The 18,956-nt window shown below is 58.6% G+C and carries 15 protein-coding genes and 3 pseudogenes; 15 read left to right on the top strand and 3 right to left on the bottom strand.

Annotated features, from left to right (window positions below; genetic code table 11):
• Positions 1-8: 8 nt before the first annotated feature.
• From PSH86_RS12315 to PSH86_RS12345, 7 genes are all read left to right on the top strand, one after another.
• Positions 9-950 carry an ABC transporter permease gene (locus PSH86_RS12315; protein ID WP_116832059.1) on the top strand — a complete coding sequence of 314 codons (942 nt, stop codon included), beginning with the start codon at positions 9-11 and terminating at the stop codon, positions 948-950.
• The gene (locus PSH86_RS12320) at positions 947-1,816 is read left to right on the top strand and encodes an ABC transporter permease (protein WP_109755233.1); all 870 of its coding nucleotides are present in this window, start codon (positions 947-949) and stop codon (positions 1,814-1,816) included. Before PSH86_RS12315 ends, PSH86_RS12320 begins: the two co-directional genes overlap by 4 nt.
• Before the next feature lie 2 nt (positions 1,817-1,818).
• The gene (locus PSH86_RS12325) at positions 1,819-3,450 is read left to right on the top strand and encodes an ABC transporter ATP-binding protein (protein WP_116832060.1); all 1,632 of its coding nucleotides are present in this window, start codon (positions 1,819-1,821) and stop codon (positions 3,448-3,450) included.
• A 128-nt stretch (positions 3,451-3,578) separates the two neighbouring features.
• Positions 3,579-4,859, top strand: a complete 1,281-nt coding sequence (locus PSH86_RS12330; RefSeq protein ID WP_109755231.1) for an OprD family porin — start codon at positions 3,579-3,581, stop codon at positions 4,857-4,859.
• A gap of 67 nt (positions 4,860-4,926) precedes the next feature.
• Complete coding sequence (locus tag PSH86_RS12335; protein WP_305490042.1) at positions 4,927-6,441, top strand: serine hydrolase; 1,515 nt, start codon at positions 4,927-4,929, stop codon at positions 6,439-6,441.
• A complete protein-coding gene (locus tag PSH86_RS12340) occupies positions 6,438-7,763 on the top strand; it encodes an aminotransferase class III-fold pyridoxal phosphate-dependent enzyme (protein ID WP_116832063.1) in 1,326 nt (441 codons plus the stop codon). The genes PSH86_RS12335 and PSH86_RS12340 overlap by 4 nt, the downstream gene beginning before the upstream one ends.
• Before the next feature lie 14 nt (positions 7,764-7,777).
• Positions 7,778-9,196, top strand: coding sequence for an aldehyde dehydrogenase family protein (locus tag PSH86_RS12345; RefSeq protein WP_305490045.1), 1,419 nt, complete (start codon positions 7,778-7,780; stop codon positions 9,194-9,196).
• 259 nt (positions 9,197-9,455) lie between these two features.
• On the opposite strand, the gene PSH86_RS12350 is transcribed toward PSH86_RS12345, so the two are convergent.
• A complete protein-coding gene (locus PSH86_RS12350) occupies positions 9,456-10,064 on the bottom strand; it encodes a short chain dehydrogenase (RefSeq protein WP_305446030.1) in 609 nt (202 codons plus the stop codon).
• Between the two features lie 125 nt (positions 10,065-10,189).
• On the opposite strand from PSH86_RS12350, the gene PSH86_RS12355 reads away from it, so the two are divergent.
• The 4 genes and pseudogenes from PSH86_RS12355 to PSH86_RS12370 form a co-directional block, all read left to right on the top strand.
• Positions 10,190-11,065, top strand: coding sequence for a LysR family transcriptional regulator (locus PSH86_RS12355; protein ID WP_305490047.1), 876 nt, complete (start codon positions 10,190-10,192; stop codon positions 11,063-11,065).
• 153 nt (positions 11,066-11,218) lie between these two features.
• The gene (locus tag PSH86_RS12360) at positions 11,219-11,698 is read left to right on the top strand and encodes a hypothetical protein (protein ID WP_305490048.1); all 480 of its coding nucleotides are present in this window, start codon (positions 11,219-11,221) and stop codon (positions 11,696-11,698) included.
• Positions 11,699-11,919: 221 nt separating this feature from the next.
• Positions 11,920-12,537 carry a LysE family translocator gene (locus PSH86_RS12365; protein WP_025569798.1) on the top strand — a complete coding sequence of 206 codons (618 nt, stop codon included), beginning with the start codon at positions 11,920-11,922 and terminating at the stop codon, positions 12,535-12,537.
• A 73-nt stretch (positions 12,538-12,610) separates the two neighbouring features.
• Positions 12,611-12,844: pseudogene (locus PSH86_RS12370) on the top strand (transposase); the annotation flags it as partial.
• A 665-nt stretch (positions 12,845-13,509) separates the two neighbouring features.
• Here the strand turns inward: PSH86_RS12370 and PSH86_RS12375 are convergent.
• Positions 13,510-14,676, bottom strand: coding sequence for an MFS transporter (locus tag PSH86_RS12375; protein ID WP_134923819.1), 1,167 nt, complete (start codon positions 14,674-14,676; stop codon positions 13,510-13,512).
• 94 nt (positions 14,677-14,770) lie between these two features.
• Here PSH86_RS12375 and PSH86_RS12380 point away from each other — a divergent pair, with 94 nt between their 5' ends.
• Positions 14,771-15,664: a LysR family transcriptional regulator gene (locus tag PSH86_RS12380; protein ID WP_025569634.1), complete on the top strand. Its 894-nt coding sequence runs from the start codon at positions 14,771-14,773 to the stop codon at positions 15,662-15,664.
• A gap of 262 nt (positions 15,665-15,926) precedes the next feature.
• Here the strand turns inward: PSH86_RS12380 and PSH86_RS12385 are convergent.
• Positions 15,927-16,097, bottom strand: a pseudogene (locus tag PSH86_RS12385) (FAD-dependent oxidoreductase); the annotation flags it as partial.
• A gap of 828 nt (positions 16,098-16,925) precedes the next feature.
• Here PSH86_RS12385 and PSH86_RS12390 point away from each other — a divergent pair.
• The 3 genes and pseudogenes from PSH86_RS12390 to PSH86_RS12400 all read left to right on the top strand — a co-directional run.
• A complete protein-coding gene (locus PSH86_RS12390; RefSeq protein WP_025569630.1) occupies positions 16,926-18,026 on the top strand; it encodes a low temperature requirement protein A in 1,101 nt (366 codons plus the stop codon).
• Between the two features lie 226 nt (positions 18,027-18,252).
• Entirely contained in the window at positions 18,253-18,555 is a 303-nt protein-coding gene (locus PSH86_RS12395) for a putative quinol monooxygenase (RefSeq protein ID WP_025569629.1), read from the top strand.
• Between the two features lie 194 nt (positions 18,556-18,749).
• Positions 18,750-18,932, top strand: a pseudogene (locus tag PSH86_RS12400) (potassium transporter); the annotation flags it as partial.
• Positions 18,933-18,956 lie beyond the last annotated feature (24 nt).

The following is an 18,956-nucleotide window of genomic DNA, read 5'->3' on the forward strand; positions in this document are numbered from 1 at the left end:
GTACCGCTATGTTTCGATTCATATTGCACAGGCTCGGCATGGCGGTGCCGACCCTTCTGTTGATCTCGGTGATTGTATTTGCCTTGATTCGCCTGATCCCCGGCGACCCGGCGTTGTTGATGCTGGGCGACATGGCCGACCCCAAAAGCCTTGCCGACATGCGCAGCAGCCTGGGGTTGGACCACTCGGTGGTGACCCAGTACCTGATCTGGATCAAGTCGGTGCTCAGTGGCGACCTGGGGATGTCCATCAGCAGCCGCCAGCCGGTATTGGAGTTGCTGATCGAACGATTCAGCGTCAGTGCCACAGTGGTGCTTGTCGCGGTGTTACTGGCGACCCTGCTCGCGGTGCCGGTGGGTTTGCTAGCGGCCTGGAAGCAAAACAGTGTGCTGGACTTGGGCCTGGTGGCTACGGCGACGTTGCTGCTGTCGGTGCCGAGTTTCTGGTTGGGCTTGTTGTTGCTCTATGTGTTTGGCATCCAGCTCGGTTGGTTGCCGGTGATCGGTTACGTCGGCTTTGCCAGCGACCCGATGAAAGCGTTGACCTATGTGGTGCTGCCGATCATCACCCTGACCCTGGTGGAGTTCGGCGCCATTGCGCGGATGGCGCGGGCCAGCACCATCGAAGTGCTGCGCCTGGAGTATATCGCCCATGCCCGGGCCAAGGGGTTGTCGGAGGGGGCGGTGCTGTGGAAACACGCTCTGCGCAATGCGTTTGCGCCCACCTGGACCTTGATTGGCCTGATTCTCGGCAATTTGCTCGGCGGCATTGCGGTACTGGAAACCGTGTTCACCTTGCCCGGTATCGGCCGCTTGATGGTCGATGCGATTTTCTCCCGTGACTACCCGGTGCTGCAGGGTTGCCTGCTGCTGGTCACCTGCATCTACGTGTTGGTCAACCTGTTGGTGGATCTGTTGTATCCGCTGTTCGATCCAAGGGTGAAGCTATGAACCTCAAGACTCCTGCCTTGCCGACAGGGCTGGATACCCAGCCTCGACGTACCTGGCGTTACCCGCCGTTGAATGTGTTGATCGGCGGCGGCTTACTCGCGGCACTGGTATTGCTGGCGCTGCTCGGCGTGGTGTGGACACCTTATGACCCGCTCAAGCTGGACTTGTTGTCGCGCCTGCACGCGCCCAATGCTGCGCACTGGCTGGGCACCGACGAATTCGGCCGTGACGTGTTCAGTCGACTGATTATTGGGGCGCGCACCAGCCTGTGGATCAGCCTGCTCTCGGTGAGCGTGGCGGTTATCTGCGGCACGGTAATCGGTATGCTTGCCGGTTACCTGCGCGGCTGGACCGACCGCGTGCTGATGATGTTCAACGATGCTCTGCTGGCGTTTCCGGGCATTCTCATGGCCCTGGGCATCATGGCAATCATCGGTGCAAGCCAGTACGGCATCGTCCTCGCCCTGGGCATTGCCTATACCCCGTCCGTGGTGCGGGTAGTGCGGGGCAGTGTGTTGTCGTTGCGCGAACTGGAGTTCATCGAGGCCTCTCGGGTGATCGGCAACTCCGAGCTGTACACCATGTTCCGCCATATCACCCCCAACTGCCTGGCGCCGCTGTGTGTGCTAGGCACGAGCATGTTCGGCTGGGCGTTGCTCTCGGAGAGTGCGCTGAGTTTCCTGGGGCTGGGCGTTCCGCCGCCGGCCGCGACCTGGGGCAGCATGCTCTCGGCGAGCCGCACCTACATCTCGACGGCGCCGTGGCTGGGGATCTTCCCGGGCATTTTTATCAGCTTGACGCTGCTGGCTATCAATCTGTTCGGCGATGCCTTGCGTGATCGTCTCGACCCGCGCATGAGGAAATGAGCATGAGCGTTCCAGTCCCATTACTGGCCGTTGAAAATCTACAGATTCGCGTCGGTGCAGACGGTCCGCTGGCCGTCGATGATTTCAGCTTCACCATGGCCCCCGGCGAGATTGTCGCGCTGGTCGGCGAATCGGGCAGCGGCAAGACCATGGCCGCACGCGCTGCCATTGGCTTGCTGCCGGCACCGATGCGGGTGTGTGGTGGGCGCATCACCTTCCAGGGCGAACCGCTGGACAGCGGCAACGCCAAGGCGATGCGTAAGGTGCGCGGAGCAAGGATCGGCATGGTGTTCCAGGAACCGATGGTCTCGCTCAACCCCGCGCTGACGATTGGCCGGCAGATGAGCGAGGCGCTCAAACTGCATACCGCGTTGGATGCGGCGACGATCCGCGAGCGCTGCAGTGCCATGCTGCAACGCATCGGTATCAAGGATGCCGAGAAATGCCTGGAGTCCTACCCGCACCAGTTCTCCGGCGGCATGCGCCAACGCATCATGCTGGCTTCGGTGATGTTGCTGCGTCCGGCGCTGCTGATCGCTGACGAGCCAACCACGGCGCTCGATTGCCTGGCACAACTGGACGTGATCGAGTTGATGCTGGAGCTGACGCGCGAGCAAGGCACCGCGATTCTGTTCATCAGCCACGACTTGTCCCTGGTGGCGCGTTATGCCCACAAGGTAGTGGTGATGCGTGCGGGCAAGGCGGTGGAGCAGGGCCGTATCGAAGACATCCTGTTCGCGCCAAAGGCCGACTACACCCGACAGTTGCTTGAAGCGCTGCCACGGCGCGGCGAACTGGCGCCATTGCCGGCCACCGACAACGCGTTGTTGCAGGTCCGGGATGTGTGCATCGAACACCCGGGGCTGCGCAGTTTCTGGGGGCGCAGCGTACCCAAGCGCGTGGTGCATTCGGTGAACCTGAGCATTGCACCGGGCGAGACCTTGGCCTTGGTCGGTGGTAGCGGTTCGGGCAAAACCACCCTTGGGCGTGCAGTGGTCGGGTTGGTCACGCCCTGCGCTGGGGCCATCCTGTTCCAGGGCGTGGATATCCTCAAGGCCGCCAACCGTGCACACCGCCTGCAATGCCAGATGATTTTCCAGGACCCGTATTCATCCCTCGATCCACGCATGACCGTCGGCCAGATCATTGCCGAGCCGCTACGCCATGAGCCGGGGCTGACGGCCGCGCAAAAACGTCAGCGGGTCACCGAGACCCTGGTCGACGTCGGCTTGCCCGAGCAGTTCCGTGAGCGCTTTGCCCATCAACTCTCCGGTGGCCAGCGCCAGCGCGTGGCGATTGGCCGGGCGCTGGTCCGGCGGCCCAAGCTGGTGATTGCCGATGAGCCGATTTCGGCGTTGGACATGACCATTCAAAAACAGATTCTCGAATTGTTCGAGCGCTTGCAACGCCAATACGGGTTCGCCTGCCTGTTCATCTCCCATGACTTGTCGGCAGTGGAGCGCATCGCTCATCGCGTGGCGGTGATGAACCAGGGCGAGGTGGTTGAAATGGGGCCGCGTAACGCCATTTTCGACACCCCACAACATCCCTATACCCGCCGGCTGCTTGCAGCGGCCAGCCCCTTGGAGAAACGTGCGGATGGCAGTTACCGCCTCCGTACCGGTGTGATTTAGGTACTGCTGCACCCCAGGCCATGTTTGAAACCCATCCCTTCGTCAATCGGTGATTGGCGAGGCGGGCGAAGCCATGGCCGAAGAAAACAAAAACAACCCCACTCAACCTGTCTGCCAGGAAGCTACACATGAATAACCGCATCAACAAAGTTGTCAGCAGTGCCAGCGTCATGGGCGTCGGTTTCATGCCCTTGTTTGCCCAGGCCGACTTTGTCGCCGACAGCAAGGCCTCGCTTGAATTGAAGAACTATTACTTCAACCGCGACTACCGCGAGTCCAGTGGACAGAACAAGCGTGCCGAATGGGCGCAGGGGTTCATTCTCAACCTCCAATCGGGCTTTACCGACGGCACGCTGGGTTTTGGCCTGGACGCGGTCGGCATGCTGGGCGTGAAGCTCGATTCGAGCCCGGATAACTCCGGCACCGGGTTGCTGGCGCGCTCAAGCGTGGCCGAACCGGGCTCTCCCAGCTATGCACGCCGTGCCCATGACAACTACTCCAAACTCGGCATCACCGGTAAGGCGCGCATGGCTCAAAGCGAGCTGCGTGTGGGCTATATGGTGCCGGACCTGCCCACCCTGCAGCCAAACCTCAGCCGTCTGTTCCCGCAGAGTTTCAGTGGCACGGCGCTCACCTCCAAGGACATCGACAACCTGACCCTGACCGTGGGCCAACTGGACCAGGTCAAGCAACGCGACTCGACCCACTACGAGGACATGGGCCTTACCAGCCAGTACGGCGCCTACAAAAGCAGCGCCAAAAGTGATGAGTTCCGCTACGCCGGCGGCGAGTACAAGCTCACGCCCACCACGGTCGTTACCTATCAGTACGCGCAACTGGAAAGCCTCTACCAACAGCACTACCTGGGTTTGAAAAACAGCTTCAAGTGGGGCCCCGGTACGTTCAAGACCGACATCCGTTACTTCAACGCCAGCGAAGACGCTGCGGCCCTGGCCGGCAAGGTGGATAACCGCGCATTGAGTACCCGTATCGGCTACAGCCTCTATGGCCACAACCTCAGCGGCGGGTACCAGGAACAGTACGGCTCGACGCCGTTCACCTACGTGGACGGCACCAACACCTACCTGTTCACCGAGTATCAACTGGCCAACTTCTCCCAGACCGGCGAGCGCGTGTGGCATGCCCGCTATGACTATGACTTCGCCTCGCTGGGCCTGCCGGGCCTGCTGTTCTCGACGCGTTACGCCAGGGGCGACAACGCCAAGGTCATCGGCTTCGAGGGCGAAGGACGCGAGTGGGAGCGCGATTTCAGCTTCGGCTACGTCGTGCAAAGCGGCACGTTCAAGGATGTGTCTGTGCGTTGGCAGAACGCCAGCGCCACCAGCAACTTCACCCGTGACACCAACGAAAACCGAGTGATCCTGGGTTACACCGTGGCGCTCTGGTAGCGGTAACGGCGTGCAACAGGGGCAGCCTGTCGCACGCCAAGGCAGTGGAAATGAGGGGATAGATCAGATGACGAGTTTGCCGTTGCGGCGGGCACTGCCCAGCCAACAACGCGTATCGGCGCGTGGCGTGAGTGATTTCATTGATGCGGTGAACGCTGCGGGCCTGGAGTTGCACAGTTTCATGCTGTACCGCGACGGCGCGGTGGTGGCCGAAGCGTTTTGGGCGCCTTATAGCGCCGAGCGGTTGCATGTTCAGCATTCGGTCACCAAAAGCTGGGTATCCATGGCCGTCGGGCTGTTGGTGGATGACGGCGTGCTGTCGCTGGACGCCAAGGTGGTGGATTTTTTTGCCGCCGATTGCCCGGTAACTATCAGCGCAAACCTGGCAGCCATGACCGTGCGCGATTTGCTGACCATGCGCACCGGCCATCGCCAGGGCATTTCCGGCGGGGCCTGGCGTGGGCGCAGTGAAAGCTGGGTCAAGCTGTTCCTCGATGAACCGGTTGAAGACCCACCCGGGCAGCACTTTATCTACAGCAGCGCCTCGAGTTTCATGCTCTCGGCGATTGTCAGCGTGGTCAGCGGCCAGACGGCCTTTGAGTTGTGCAACGCACGTATCTTCCAACCCATGGCCATGGAGAGCATCAAGTGGGACCTGGCACCTGGTGGTTTCAACACTGGCGGCAATGGTCTGAGTTGCAGCACCGAGGACTTGCTCAAGTTCGGTGTGCTGCACTTGCAACAAGGCAACTGGGAAGGGCAGCAGTTGCTATCCCGGGAATGGGTGGCCGAAGCCACCCGTGGGCATGTCGATGATGTATGGATGGGGGCCTTCGACGGCAAGCGCTACCAGGGCCGCGATTCGAGCGACGCGGGTGTCACGCGCCGCGAAGGCTATGGCTACCAGTGGTGGATGACCCTGCACGGTGGCTACTACGCCTCTGGAGTATTTGGCCAGCAGTGCATCGTCTTGCCACGCCATAACGCGGTGATTGCGTTTACCGCCGGGCTGCCCTTGGGCGAGCGGCGCTTGCACAGCCTGCTCTGGGAACATCTGTTGCCGGCGCTGGGTGTACCCGCCGACGGCGCGGCGGATGCCGAGTTGGCGGCGCTGTTGGCACGCCAGCGGCGGCCGGCTCTCTCTGGGGCGTCGACCTCGCCGCGTCACGCCGAGTTCAACGGCACGTTTGTGGTGGAGGCCAACGAAGATCAAGTCAGCGAAATACGTTTGGTGCTTGGCCCTGACCACTGCGACTTCTACCTCACCGACCCCCGTGGCACCCACTGCATTCGCGCCGGCATTACCAACGGCATCGAAAGCCAGACCAGCATGACCGGCCATTATCTGCATCACCAATACCAGCCGGAACTCACCCCGGTGGTGGCGCAGGCACGCTGGACCGACGACGGGGTATTAAGCATGACCTGGCAGTTTGTCGAGATGGCGTTTTGTGACCGTGTCAGCTGCCGTATTGAGCACGGCAAGTTGTATGTGGACCGCAGCGTCAACGTTAACGCCGGCCCGTTGCAGCGCCCGACGCTGATCGGCCACCCAAGAACCGCTTTGCAGGAGTCGCTATGAACGATATTTCCAACCCGACAGCTTCCAAGTGTGGCGCGTTCTGGGCACCGTTTACCCCGATGCGCCAGTTCCAACAACAACCGATGATGTTCGCCAGTGCTGACGGCATGTACTACACCACCACCGATGGGCGTCGCGTACTCGATGCAATGGCGGGACTCTGGTGCGTCAACGCCGGGCATGGCCAGCCGAAAATCGTCGAGGCCATTCGCGAGGCAGCGGGGCGCCTGGACTTTGTCTCGTCATTCAAGATGAGCCACCCCCACGCCCTGGAGATGGCTGAGCGCCTGATCGACATCAGCCCGGCCGGCATGGCGCAGGTGTTCTTTACCAACTCAGGTTCCGAGGCCGTCGACACCGCGTTGAAGATTGCCCGGGCGTATCACCAGGCCCGCGGCGACAGCCGCCGTACCAAGTTTATCGGCCGTGCCAAGGGCTATCACGGCATGGGTTTCGGTGGGCTGTCGGTGTCGGGTATCGGCCGGCAGAAGCGTGACTTCGGTCCGTTGTTGGGCGAAGTGTCACACCTGCCGCTGCCTTACGACGCGGGTATGCGTTTCAGCGCCGGGCAACCGCAGCAGGGCGAAGGTTACGCCGACGCGCTGACACAACTGTTGGACGTTCAGGATCCGAGCACTGTGGCCGCGGTGATCGTGGAGCCAGTGACAGGCTCCGGCGGCGTGTACCCGCCGCCCCAGGGTTATCTGCAGCGCTTGCGCGAGATCTGCACCCGGCACGGCGTGCTGCTGATTTTCGACGAAGTGATCACCGGTTTTGGCCGCGTCGGCGCCAGCTTCGCCGCCCAGGCGTTCGGCGTGACGCCAGACTTGATCACCACCGCCAAAGGCCTGACCAACGGCGCCGTGCCCATGGGCGGCGTGCTGGTAAGCGGGGCGGTGTACGAAGCGTTCATGGCCGGGCCGACGAACGTCATCGAGCTGATGCATGGCTACACCTATTCGGCGCATCCGCTGGCGTGTGCGGCCGGGTTGGCGACCATCGAGGTGCATCGCGAACTGGGCATCAACCAACACGTCAATTCGGTCAGCGGGCCCTGGCAGTCGGCCGCACTGGCGCTGCAGGGTGTGGGGCCGGTGCTGGACGTACGCACCATCGGTTTGCTCTGCGCCGTCGAACTCGAGCCGCGCCCCGGTGCCGCCGGCGCGCGTGGCAGTGAAGTTGCGCAGTGGTGCTTTGAGCACGGCGTACTGGTACGCGGTTCGGGCGACACCATCGTGATTTCGCCGCCTTTGGTCATCAGCCAGCAGGAGATCGCCCAGGTGTTCGACACCTTGGCGGCTGCCTTGAACCAGGTTGCCTGAAGGGAGTCGATGGTATGTACGATTTGTTTGAGTTCTACATTGACGGCGCCTGGGTCAAACCCCACGGCGAAACCGTCGAGACCGTGGTAAACCCGTCCACCGAGCAGGGGGTTGCGCGCATCATCCTGGGCGATGCTCGCGATGTAGACCGTGCGCTCGGCGCCGCCCGGCGGGCTTTTCCGGCGTTCGCCGCGACTTCGATCGAGGCACGTATCGACTTGCTGCAGCGCATCATCGAAGCCTACAAACGCCATAGCGAGGCGTTGATCGAGGCGGTTCATCTGGAGATGGGCGCGCCGCTGTCCTTGGCCCGAAGCGCTCATGTCCCGGCAGGCCTGGGCCATCTGACGCAGGCGCTGGAAGTGCTGCGCGAGTACCGCTTCGAACGGCGCCTGGGCCAGACGCTGGTACTGCGTGAGCCTATCGGCGTGTGCGCCCTGATCACCCCCTGGAACTGGCCACTCAATCAACTCACCTGCAAGCTCGCACCCGCCCTGGCGGTGGGCTGCACGGTCGCACTCAAGCCAAGTGAGTGTGCGCCGTTGTCGGCGTATATCGTCGCGCAAATCCTGCATGAGGCCGGGGTGCCGAAAGGGGTGTTCAACCTGGTCAACGGTAATGGGCCGGAAGTTGGCGCTGCGCTGGCCAGCCATGCCGAGGTGGACATGGTGTCGTTTACCGGCTCGACCCGCGCCGGCATCGTAGTGGCCAAGGCGGCGGCCGATACAGTGAAGCGTGTGTCCCAGGAACTGGGCGGCAAATCCGCGAACATCCTGCTCGACGATGCCTACCTGCCGAGCGCGGTGCGCCACGGGGTACAGGCGTGCATCCGTAACAGCGGCCAGTCGTGCAATGCGCCAACGCGCCTGCTAGTACCGCGCGCGCAACAACCGGCGGTGATTGATATCGTCCGGGAAGTGCTGGCGCAGGTGTGCTTCGACGACAGTAACCCGACCTGCGCCATCGGTCCCGTGGCGAATGCCCTGCAATTCGAACGGGTACAGGCCATGATCGCCCAAGCCATCGCCGAGGGCTCGCGATTGATCGCCGGAGGGCTGGGACGACCACAAGGGATTGAGCGCGGCTACTACGTGCAACCTACGGTATTTGCCGACGTCACCCCGGACATGCTGGTGGCGCGGGAAGAAATCTTCGGCCCGGTCCTGGCGATCATGCCGTACGACAGCGAGGCCGAGGCGATAGCCATCGCGAACGACAGCCCTTACGGCTTGTCAGGTTACGTCACCTCGACCAGCCTCGAACGCAGCCGCAGGGTTGCGCGGCAATTGCGCACCGGCATGGTCCATCTCAATGGCGCCCGGGCCGACCAGGCCGCGCCGTTTGGCGGCTATAAGCAGTCGGGTAATGGGCGCGAGTGGGGGGAGATGGGGTTTGAAGAATACCTGGAGAGCAAGTCGCTGTTCGGGTATTAATGGCTTCAGAGGTGCGCGACGGGGCGACAGATAAATCAACGGTCCCTTTGTGCGCGGGTTGGCGCTCATATGAGGTCATAGTCGAGCTTTGGATAGGCTGCTTTCGGTCAAGAGCGGACTGCCCTATAAATAAATCCGTCCCCCTTTTCGCGAATATCTTCGTTAGCAGCCCGCTTCAGGCGCAGATGGTCAATGTCCTGTTGTTCTGTTATCGATCGCGGTAGTTGGGGCATACGCAGAGTGCGGCGAGCCCTCTAATTCAATGCCCAACCCGATATACGCGACCGCTCTGCACGCCTTCAACGCTGCGTCGATAGGCCATTGCTACACGCGTCGCCGGCACGCTTTCGTAGCCAGGAAAGTACGGACCAAACCGGTCCATCGATTCCGTCAGCACTGTCGGACTAACTGCGTTGATGCGGATGCCTCGTGACAGATCGCACGCAGCTGCGCGCACGAACCCTTCAATCCCAGCGTTCGACGCTGCGGCATTGGAACCCTGCGCAATCGGATCGTCGACAGCGATGCCTGAGGTCAGCGTGATCGACCCGCCGTCGTTCAGGTAATGCTGGCCAACCAGCGCGACGCGCACCTGACTTAGCAGCTTGTCCTGCAAGCCTTTGTTGAAGTCGGCCGCCGTCATCTTTTCGATTGGAGCGAGGATTACATTGCCTGCGGTAGCAATGATGGCGTCGATTTGTCCGATCTTCTTGAACAACGCACCCACGCTGTCATCACTGGCGATGTCGACCTGATAGTCACCTTGGGTGCGACCGACGCGGATGATTTCGTGTTTGCCGCCACGTGCAAGTTCATCTGCCACGGAACGACCTACATCACCACCGGCGCCAATTATCACAATCTTCATAGAGCACTCCTTTTCGAATTCAGGTTGGAACGCCGCTATTGTGTATCGAACCATTAAGGTGATAAATGTGCTCTAAATTCAAACTCTACGAACCTATAGTTAGCAATATGGACAAACTGCGAGCCATGGAAACCTTCGTTGCCGTCGTGGAGGGTGGCAACTTCACCGAGGCGGCGCATAGACTTGAAATGTCGTCGGTAATGGTTGGAAAGTATGTGCGCGAACTGGAAGGACGCCTTGGTGCGCGCTTGCTTGAGCGCACCACGCGACGCCAGAGCCTGACTGATGCTGGTCGCGTTTTTTACGAAGACGCCAAGCGTGCGCTTGAACACGTACGTATGGCCGAAACCTCGATCGAACGGTTGCGCGCTTCGCCATCCGGCACGTTGCGCATTAGCGCTCCAATCACCTTTGGCTCGTGTGTCATCGCTCCTCTGGCTGCGACTTTCCAGCAGCTATATCCGCTCGTGCGCATTGAACTGGAATTGAGCAATCGCGTCGTTGACCTCATTGACGAGGGTTTTGATCTGGCTATCCGCATTGGTGATCTGGGCGATGCCGACCTGATAGCAAGGCCGCTAACCATGTATCGCATGGTGATCTGTGCGTCACCGGACTACCTCGCGCGACATGGCCGCCCAGAGACACCACAGGACCTGAGCGCGCATCACTGCCTTTCTCACACAGTGTGGAACAGCCGCAACGGCTGGAAACTCAGAGGCTGGGATGGGGTGCAACTGCCGATGGACCCAGTCTTCACATGCAATGATGGCAACGGATTGCGCATCGCAGCGATCGCCGGTGCGGGATTGTTGCTGCAGCCCGAAGTTCTGGTGGCCCATGATCTGGCAAGCGGGACGTTGGTGCCTGTCCTGCAAGCCTACTTGCCCGAGCCACACCCTATCCATATCGTGCATCGACACGATCGGCGACCGCTGCCAAAACTCACCCATTTTATTGCGCATTTGCTCGCGCATGTGGCGGAGCAGGAGTCGTCCTAGCGCGCTTCCCCCGGATTCTGGCGCCCACAAAAGGTGTTGTTGCCGCTTCAGCTGTGAGAGCCCCTTTGGACGACAGCGTAGGCATATGCTTACTCAGACACGATGGACGCTCGCCTGAACGCCGGTCAGTCGTGACAGGCAGAAAACGGCCAAATGCAGACATCTAAACTACTAACCAAATACACTTTCGTGATGATCGCACTCAAAATTTTGTGTATGTGTTTAGACGGGAAAAAGGGATTAATGATGAGTCTTGATCTGTTCTTGGAAGCTGATAGTGCGCTCACTATTTCAGCGCTGAAAAGCGCCCTTGAGAATGCTGGCGCTTGGGAAATAGAGGTAGCGGGTAATGGCTTGTCCGCTGCATTTGCCTCGGGGCTTAGGTTGAGCGGCGGTGATGTGTTAGATGACCCTACGATCTATGCTGAGAATACAAAGGGTGTCGACTTTCCTGTCGCTGTGCGTTGTACCATCAGAATTAAAGGGCCCTATCCAGAGGGGGAGTCGCCTATGGAAGATTTGGATAGAATCGCTCGGTCCATATCTCAGTCTTGTTCGGCCTTCTTTCTTATTAGCTTTCAGTTCGAAGAAACCTTGTACTGGCGGGATACGACAGGGCTGCATCGTCCTTGAGGTCGGTGCCAGCAGGTCTTCTTTCAGCCATTTCTGAATCGTGCTTTTTCGGACGAATACGCCCCTGAATTGAGGGGCCGCTTCTGGCCCAGAGTGTGTAAAAACACAACTACGCTCAAAAGCCCTGTATCGAATTTTTATTTCGTTGTACGTTGAAGCCGCGGACGGCTTTGAACTGAATGATGACCGTCCCCGGCCACAACACTCGCAAAGGAATGCACATGATCGATGGTTCCGCCGTTTTGACAGTCTTTTTGGTTTACCTGGCCGGTGTCGTTATTCCAGGGCCAAATTTCGTTGCAGTAGTCCACAAAGCGGTAGCTGCTACGCGGTCAGAAGCTTTGGCCTTGGTAGCAGGCATCGTATTGGTCAATTTGTTCTGGGCCACCTGTGCAATCGCAGGTATCGGCGTTGTATTTGCTGCGTTCCCTTGGGCAGCGCTGATCGTAAAAGTTCTGGGGGCTGCCTATCTGATGTGGTTTGGATTCCGACTGCTGCTCAAGGCCGGGAAGAGCGCGCTTGCCCCCTGCAATAATTCTGTCGTCGGAAACTTTCGGCAGTCATTCATTCAGGGGGTTGTTACGAACATTGGCAACCCTAAATCCATGGCCTTCTATGCTGCTATTTTCTCAGCAGCAGCCCCCACCCACGTTTCACCAAGCACGTTTTTGTCGATGCTGGCAGTCGTAGTGGTGGTTTCGATGACTTGGTATGGGGTGGTCGCAATCGCTCTTTCGCAACCTGAGATTGCTTCAGCGTATCGAAAGAGGAAAAAAGCTATTGATCGATTATGCGGTGGTTTGATTTTGTCTCTAGGGATCCGGCAGCTGGTTCAATAAGTCTACGATTGAGTATCTATCCAGCCCGAAACCCTTGCTATGATTTCTGAGGATTTCATCGCAAGGATCGCCCATGAAGCGCTTTATTCAAGGCGAACAGCGAGGCCAAGGCACCTTATTTCCCGAGAGTCTCGACGACTAAATCAGCGATACCAACCCGGTGCGCGTAGTCGACGTCTTTGTCGATGAACTTGACCTGGTCAATCTGCGTTTTGAAGGTGTCATCCCTGCCGATGCTGGCCGGCCTGCTTACCATCCCTCGGTCTTGCTGAAGATCTACATCTACGGTTATCTCAACCGCATCCAGCACTTTCATGCGATTGGCGCGACAACTCGCGCCAGAGCGGTTTCAGTGCCGACGCGCATGTCCATGGGCTCGGTGGCGAGCCAGATGAAGTCGATGCGGATCATCGCAGCAGGTCTCGCAGGAAAGCTTAACGGGGTGAGTGCAGAGATGAGCGTGAATGTGCTCGCTTACAATCTGAAAAGGGTTATGAAAATCATCGGCACCACTGGCTTGATGAAAGCGTTAACGGCGTGAAAACCGGTCTTTTTTACCCCATCCAAAAGACTTTAAGAGGTTGCTGAGCCGTTTTAACTGTTCCTGGAAACGTCGTGACCTTGATCCGTTTGCGAAACGTGAGCACGGTCTCCTGGCGTCGATATAGAAAACCCAATCTGACGTTTTTACACACTCTCGGCCGAGAGCGGACTGGCTGCTCTAAATAAATCCGCCCCTTTTTCGTGCGAGTGGCGCGCCCGTGTGCAGGTATCCGCGCCCGGGCTGCGCTGATCGGCGGCTTGCTCTCCCGGGAGCTTCATCTGGAGCTCTCTCCTAAGAGGGGATACGTGCAAGCGGGCTTCCCGCAGCCACTTGCACCGAGATGGGAGCGCTCGATTGTCCTTTCAAAATGGCTGCTTGAATGGCTCGGGTAACGGCCTCAATGGCGACTTACAGCCCCCCTCACATCATCACACCACCGCGGCTGAAATCGTTCTGGAGCGCCAGGCAAAGGCCAACACCATCAGCAGCCCCAACCCCGCCATTGCCGCCCCGGCCAGGGAAATCGCCGGATAACCCAACCCTGCTTTGATCACCGCTCCGCCCAGCGCCGCACCAATCGCGTTGCCGAGGTTGAAGGCGCCGATGTTCACCGCCGAGGCCAGGTTGGGCGCGTCCTTGGCCGCTTCCATGACGCGCATCTGTAGCGGCGGCACCAGGGCGAAGCTGGCGATACCCCATATCAGGATGGCAACGGCGGCGGGCAGCGGCCAACGCATCAGTGCGGTGAACGCCAGCAAGACGAGAATCAGCACGCTCAGTGAAACGATCAGAGTGCGGTCTATCGAGCGATCTGCGGCCTTGCCGCCCCACATGTTGCCCAGCGTCAACCCCACACCGAACAACACCAGCATGGCGGTGATGTACGCGGTGGACGCATGGGTCTCGCTGCTGAGGATCGGCGCGATGTAGGTGAAGACGGTAAACATCGCACCGGAGCCTACTACGGTCAGGGCCAGCGCCCCCAGCACCGGGCCACGGCCCAGTACCCGAATTTCGGCCAGTACACCGACGCTTTGCGGCGCCGGCAGGTTGGGCAGGGCGAACCACAATGCGGCCATGGTCAACACGCCGAGGCCGGTAATTCCCCAGAATGCGGTGCGCCAGCCGAACAGTTCGCCAAACCAGGCGGCCAGCGGCACACCGCCGATGGTCGCCAGGGTCAGGCCCATGAACATGGCCGCAACCGCACCGGCACGTTTCTCTGGGGCGACCACGCTGGCGGCGACGATGGAGCCAACGCCAAAAAACGCACCGTGGTTCAGTGAGGTCACCACCCTGGCGACCATGAGGCTGTAGTAATCGGTAGCCAAGGCTGACATCAGATTACCCAGGGTGAAAATCGCCATGAGTCCGATCAGCAGATAGCGCCGGGGAATCCTGCCGGTGGTCAGGGTCATCAGCGGCGCGCCAAGCAGTACGCCCAGGGCGTAAGCACTGACCAACAGACCTGCGGCGGGAATGGAAACGCCGAGATCGGCAGCGATGCCCGGCAACATGCCCATGGGGGCGAACTCAGTAACGCCGATGCCAAAGGCACCAATGGCGAGTGCGACAAGTGGTGGATTGATACGCATGGAAGGCTCCTTATCTATGCCGTCAATGCTACGATCCAACCTTTTCAGGCGGTAGATAGCGTTTTTGGCAATCACCTTTGCGTAAGAGGCACAAATGGACTTCAACGGCAGGTCAGGTGAAATGGACGTGTTCGTCACAGTGGCACGGGAGGGCAGCCTGTCGGCCGCCGCACGTGCACTGGGGCTGACGCCCTCGGCGGTCAGCCGGATCATCGCGCGGACCGAACAGCGTCTTGGCACCCGCCTGCTGTTGCGCACCACCCGAGCGATCACTTTCACCGCCGAGGGTGAGGCGTTCCTGCGCGGCGCCCGGCGTATCCTGGCCGACATGGCCGAGGTCGAAGAAGCCATTGCCGACCAGGGCGTACCGAGGGGCCGCTTGCGGGTCAGCGCTGCCCTTGGTCATGGACGGCTGGCCATCGTTCCCTTGGTGGCAGCATTCAGCGCCCGTTACCCGAACATCGTCGTCGACCTCACCCTCGGCGACGAAGTGGTCGACATCCTCGGCGGCCAGGCCGACGTGGCGGTACGCTTCGGCCACCTGCCCGACAGTCCACTGACCGCGCGCAGGATCGGCGACACCGGCCAGGTAGTGGTGGCGTCGCCCGAATATCTGCAGCGCCACGGCACCCCCCAGGAACCGGAAGACCTGCTACGGCACAACTGCCTACGCTTCAACTTCCGACGTGCCGAACCCAACTGGCCATTCATCCGCGACGGACGAGAGTTCTCCCTGAAGGTCAGCGGCAACATCGAATGCAGCAGTGGCGAAGCCCTGGCACAACTCGCGCGAGTAGGTGCCGGCATTGCGCGTATTGGCGAGTTCACCGTGAGCGAGGACCTGCAGCGCGGCGACCTGATACCGCTGCTGGAAGCCTGGAACCCCGGTGACCGGGAACCGATTCATGCGGTGTTCGTAGGGGGCTCGGCAATGCCGGCGCGGGTGCGGCTGTTTGTGGATTTTTTGCTGGAGCATCATCGGATGTGAGAGGGGCAGTTGATTCTTGCGATGTGGTGAGGCAGGTCGCATTAAGCAAGTAGTCATGTGCTATCGGTGGGTGGGCTGCGTCATTGGAGCAATCGGGAGCCATAGCCGATTTCGGCCAGAAGCGGTCAGTGACAATATTCGCAAAGGCTACCGCTCAGCTTCCCGAAGACCGATCTCGACTATTCGTTAAGTACAGCACCATCGCTGCACGAGCCGCATCTTTGATTGCTGCTCCGCGCAGTGCTGCAATGGGGTCACGTTATCCGCATAGGATGTTGATCCATGCGAGTGAACCTCCAATCACTCCCGACGCGATACCTTCAGCCTCAACCAAGGTGATATTCGCGCCTTTATCAGCCAGGTGATACGCCAGCGAAGCGCCCACGATGCCGGCACTAATGACAACGACTCGTTTGTCCAGAGCATTTCCCATATCAACCTTCACTCTGTCGACCTGAAGGCGGTTTCAGTGTCTGCCTCTGGTCGATTTCTGCTTGTCGTAACGGGCAGCAGTTGTCGTCCAGAAAGCAGATGTAGATTTGTCTGAAGTGGCGAAATAGCTGCCAAAATCATCGTGTTAAAACGCCGCCTGAAATGGCAGCAAGATAAGCGCGTGAGTGTTGTTGGCACTGGAGGGTACCGAAAATTCGCTCAGCTACTACGGTAAGCGTCATCAACGACTATAGTCATTGGTGAGCCAGAGCGAATCCGACCATTCCCTGCCAACCTGGCCTAATCCAATTCCGCGATTACACGGCGGATCTTCTTGTGTTCCTTGATGCGGAACGGGAACGTTTCGCTGCCGAAATCACTCAGGCTCAGGCTGAGATCGAGGCAGCGTTGTCTTTTTTTGAACCCATTGATGGTGGATGGAGTTATCCCGCCGGGCACGTCGCATCCCACTGAGCACGTCCCAACCACCCATCTATCAAGGTTCAAGCAATGAATACTTTAGAGTTCGATGATGCACAAAAAACCAATGGCGACCTGGTTCAGGGTCCGCTGCCGGCCGGCACTGTCGCGCCCGACTTCACTCTTCACGCAACCCCTGATCAACAGTTGTCGCTGCGTGAGCTAAAGGGCTTCGCTATGACGGGGTCCCAGAGTTCAACGAGATGAGTCAGATGATTGAGCTTCTGTTAGTGCGCGGACGAAATCGCTAGATAGCCACATCGGCCTGGCATCACCCACACCAGAGCCGAGGGCAAACCAGCGTTAGCTTCCTTCTACATTAAAGAGGTGTACACGGAGCCGGCAGCTAATGAAATCTTTGAAGTATTATGAAAAAAATCGACACGCCACATGGTTGGAGTTGTTTTTCGACCTGACTTTCGTTGTTACGATAGGCCAGGTTACGCATACTCTCGGACATGTTCATGAAGGCCACTTTGAACATAAGCAATTATGGATATTCTTACTGCTTTTTGTACCGTTGTGGTGGATCTGGTCCAGTCACACGATTTACTCCAACAGGTTTGATACAGACAGCAATATTCACCGTTTGGCAACATTATTCATAATGCTCCTGCTCATTGTGCTATCGGCACGGATCGGGGAAGACCTGGAAGTGAACTACCCGCTTATTATTGCCTGCTATTTTGGCATACGTGCCATCATCAGCATCATGTACATTTCGTCCATAAGTAAATTCGATTCCCGCGGCGAGCTCTCCTCCAGGCTCGGCTTCGCCCTGTTAATTAGCGCAGTCATTAGTCTCTCATCGGTTATTTTTGACCCGCCCGTGCGTTACCTTGTCGCTTATGTTGGAATTATTCTCGATATTCTGTTTCCTGTATTTTTCTGGACTAAACTCAAGCCACTGCCAGCCCATACAGAACACTTGGTTGAACGCATAGGCTTGCTCACCCTCATCTTGTTGGGTGAGTCAGTGATCAGTCTTTCTGGAGGTTTATCTAACATTCAATGGGATCGTTATAATGTGACGGCGGCAATCACCGGATTCATCATGATTTGCAGTATCTGGTGGATCTATTTTGATAGCTTTTACCTGCTGAGCAAAAATCACAGCAGTATGAGTGGGCACGCCTTGATCTACTCGCACCTTTTTCTTTTTATGGGGCTGGCACTCCTGGCAAATTTGATCAGGCATGCGATCCTGAATGACATTGCGATGCGCGATTTCCAGATCATGTCGATCATCGGCATGGCATTGTTTTTCCTGGGGAAGCAATATGGCTATTTCGTAGCCGTGAGTCGAATAAGGAAATACATACTGCAAAACACCTTGATCGTGTTTTCTTTAGGTGGGTTAGTTATATTTCTACCGCGTGTCGAGTACATATTGGTCGGCCTGACAGTAACCATGATCTGTTATGTTCTCTTGAATTTCAGATATCGTTGAGTCTTTATTATCAGGCCACAGCTCGGGAAAAGTGATCAAGCGGCTGGTCTGCGGCTTGCGCGCTGCCCACTACGTCATTCTCAGTGTCCGAGCGACATGCGACGCTACCCTTGGTCTCTTTGGGTTTGTAATCCTGGTGTCGTCGACCATAGTTAATAGCCGGATGCCCCTTTTAGCTATTGCGACCAGATAGCACCAGCCGCATCGTAACAACAGGAGCCGCGTCATGGTCAAAGTAGCGTTGTTCGTTCGTCTGGAAGCAAAACCTGGGAAAGAGAAAGAGGTGGAGCGCTTTCTCTTGAGCGGCCTTCCATTAGTGGAGGAGGAGCCAGCCACTACAGCCTGGTTTGGAATCCGCTTGGGGCCGTCCACCTTTGGCATCTTTGACGCATTCCCGGATGAAGCGGGCCGGCAGGCTCATCTTTCGGGCAAGGTCGCGGCGGCGCTTATGGCAAACGCTGCCGAGCTGTTTGCCGAACCGCCATCAATCGAGAAGGTTGACGTCCTTGCGGCCAAGCTGCCCGGTTAAGCAAATCCAACAGGAAGTTCCATTCAGTTCGGGGAGGCTCACGATGTCTTGTATGAAAATCGGGATCGCCTGGGCCTGCTGCTGTCCCGGGCGGTGATCAATTAAAACACTTGTATTTAAGATAAATGTCATGGCTAAAGTGCCGTGTCCAGGATTCATGCCATGCTTGCGCGCTCGGTATAAGTGAAAGGATGCGCGCGCAAATCGTGTCCATGGACGGCGTGGAAGCCGCACAGAATCTGCAAGGCAATGTGCTCATCATTGGTTTAGGCCGGGTAGGGTAGATTGCTTGCCGGGCACCGGTCGCTCATGGCGCGAAGATCTCCATCATTGATATAGATCCGGAGGTCATCCGCGCCGTGACACCTTATGGTTTCGTCAAGTGAGCTTCGTCGGCGTAG

The organism is Pseudomonas sp. FP2300, assembly GCF_030687595.1.
In the GTDB taxonomy this organism is placed as follows: Bacteria; Pseudomonadota; Gammaproteobacteria; order Pseudomonadales; family Pseudomonadaceae; genus Aquipseudomonas; species Aquipseudomonas bijieensis.